Annotated in this window: 1 protein-coding gene and 1 pseudogene; both read right to left on the bottom strand. The window is 67.7% G+C overall.

Annotated features, from left to right (window positions below):
- Nucleotides 1-166: 166 nt before the first annotated feature.
- The gene (locus ASG32_RS31000; RefSeq protein WP_056533864.1) at nt 167-1,246 is read right to left on the bottom strand and encodes an IS110 family transposase; all 1,080 of its coding nucleotides are present in this window, start codon (nt 1,244-1,246) and stop codon (nt 167-169) included.
- 283 nt (nt 1,247-1,529) lie between these two features.
- A pseudogene (locus ASG32_RS30995) lies at nt 1,530-2,413 on the bottom strand (IS3 family transposase); the annotation flags it as partial.
- Nucleotides 2,414-2,666 lie beyond the last annotated feature (253 nt).

Here is a 2,666-nt window from a genome sequence, read left to right as displayed (position 1 = left end):
CACGCGGTCAATCGTAAGCACGGGTCAGGCCTCCCAGGCTGCACGCACCTTCTCACAGTCGTAGGCGTCGCCCACCGAGCCCATGGAGGGCCACACGCCCGCTTCGCGGCAGCGACCGCCGAAGGCCAGCGACGTGTATTGCGATCCCTGGACGCCCTTCTGTGTGTCAAGCCGCGTTGCGGGTCTGGTTGATCGCCTGCCGGCTCCGGGTGATGAGTGTGAACACCTCACGGGCGATGTAGCGCTTCAGGCAGCGGATCGCTTCCAGCTTGGAGTGGCCTTCTGCGATGCGGCGGGCCACATACGCCTTGGTCCGCTCATCGGTTCGTAGTCGCCCGATGGCGATGATGTGCAATGCGCTGTTGGCCGCGCGATCACCGCCTCGGTTGAGGCGATGGCGCACCGTCTTGCCCGATGAGGCCGGCACGGGGCTCACGCCACAAAGCGCCGCGAAGCCCGCCTCTGAGCGCAAGCGCTCGGGATTGTCGCCGCCCTTCAGGAGAAGCTGAGCGGCGCCATTTCTGCCGATGGAGTTGCGGGCCACGAGGTCCGGTGCAAGCTCGTCGACGATGGCGCCGATCATGGCATCGAGATCGGCGATCTCGTCGTGCAGTTCCAGATAGCGCCGCGCCAGGGACTTCAGGCCGATACGGTAGGCGGCCTCGACGTCGCGGTAGGCGCTCAGATCAGGCCGCCACGCCACCAGGGTCCGCACGAGCTGCATCCGGGTCATCCGGCGCAGCGTCTCGCGCAGGGCGTCGGGGGCGCACACGATGGTGTTGTGGATCATCTGCAGGGCGATGCGCCGGGCCGCGACCGCCGTCTTCCGGCACGCGCTCAGGACGCGCAGCGACGCGACCATGCCGTCGCGGGTGCGCGGCGTGACGGTACGAGTGCCGGCGAAGGCCGCGTGCGCCGCGCTCTGTGCGTCGAAGTCGTCGTTCTTGCCCCGCCGGCGACGGTCTTGGGTGTCAGGGGCGGTCACCTCCAGCACCTCGATCCCGGCCCACTGGAGGAAGCGGAGCAAGCCGGCACCATAGCTGCCGGTCGATTCGACCCCGACGCGGTGCAGCGAGCCGAAGGAACGCATCCAAGTCAGCATCTGCCGATAGCCCTGGCGAGTCGCGGCGAAGCTGGCGGTCGCCAGAACCCGATCCCGGTCATCGACGACCGCAGCGACATGCAGATCTTTGTGGGTGTCGACACCGCCGATGACGTAACGCTCGTGAGCTTCCTCGGAACTCATCCCATCCTCCTGGCGATCGAGCCTGATGGCTTCACCACGACCGGATGCGCGGACAGGACAGTCACAAGACCAGACGGTCAGGCCCTTCTCGTGTCACATGCATCGGCGAGGCAAAACCTCACCGCAGGGTGTTCCCGGGCGGCCGACAGGTCCGGGGAAAGACACGACCGGTCGATCGGAGTGCGGGTCAGGCCACACCGGGACACCCTGCGGCGCCAGCTTAACTGACGGTCCATCGCTGTGCGGATCAGGCCGCCAGGAGGCTGGCAACGATCTTCTGACTGTCGGAGTGGTGGATCACATCGCGCGGCCGGCGCTGCATGATGGCCATTTCCAGTGCGTCGAGCACGAGTTCGGTCCGCAGGTGGCTGGCCATCGACCAGCCCACGACGCGCCGGCTCCAGGCGTCAACCACCACGGCGAGGTAGAGGAAGCCCGCGGCGGTCGGCACGAAGGTAATGTCAACTACCCAGAGCTGGTTGGGGGCCTTGGCCGAGAAGTTGCGGTCCACGAGATCGGGCGCGGGGCGAGCCTCCCGGTCGCGTCGCGTGGTCACGACGCCTCCGCGCCGGCGGCTGACGCCGACAAGGCCCGCCTCGCGCATCAGCCGCGCAATGCGCTTGCGTCCGTGTCGTGCGCCCTGTGCTGCCAGCGTAGCGTGCGCGCGCGGCGCACCGTAGATCTCGCCCGACCCAGTGTGAGCGGTGCGGATCTGCTTCAACAACGCGGCATCCGCCACGGCACGGACGGAGGGCGCGCGCTGCCGCCAAGCGTGATAGCCGGCCTTCGACACGCCGAGCACGCGTGCCGTGGCCGCAATGGGGAAGACGGCCTGGTTCGCGCTCATGAACTGGAAGAGCCCGACGGCACCGTGCCGCTCTCCCGTGCGAACCAGGCCGCGGCTTTTGAGAGGATGTCGCGCTCCAACCGAAGCTGCCGCACCTCGCGGCGTAGACGGGCCAGTTCCTCCCGCTCGGCGAGCGTCAGGACGTCATTCTTGGAGGCGCCACGGCTCTCACCGCGGTCGGCTTGAGCGACCCAGTTGCGGATGGCCTGGGCGGAGGTCTCGAACTCGCGGGCGAGATCGGCCGGGTCGCGTCCGGCACGGACCAATTCGACCATCTGGCGGCGGAACTCGGGGGCGTAGGGCGGGCGTGTATGAGGCATGGAGCGCACCTCGTGCGGAAAGTCTGAAGGGCTCCACGAGACCGGGTCAACTCCAACTCCAGGTGGCCATCGTCGCGTCCGGGTCGGTTGTACTGATTTTCTTGTAGCGGCCGGGACTGTCAGGAATTCCGTGTGCGGGCGGCGGGTTGAACATCAGGCCGCCATGGCCCGGGTGAAGCGCTCGCCGAAGATGACGGCGAACTGCGCCTTGGCCATGACCCACTCCGAACTGCGCCTTGGCCATGACCCACTC

The sequence above is a fragment of the Methylobacterium sp. Leaf361 genome, assembly GCF_001424445.1.
GTDB lineage: Bacteria > Pseudomonadota > Alphaproteobacteria > Rhizobiales > Beijerinckiaceae > Methylobacterium.
This window is presented reverse-complemented; position numbering and strand designations above follow the sequence as displayed.

Coding starts and splice junctions, on each gene's coding strand:
- ASG32_RS31000 (WP_056533864.1), bottom strand. CDS start 1,246: ATGAGTTCCGAGGAAGCTCACGAGCGTTACGTCATCGGCGGTGTCGAC.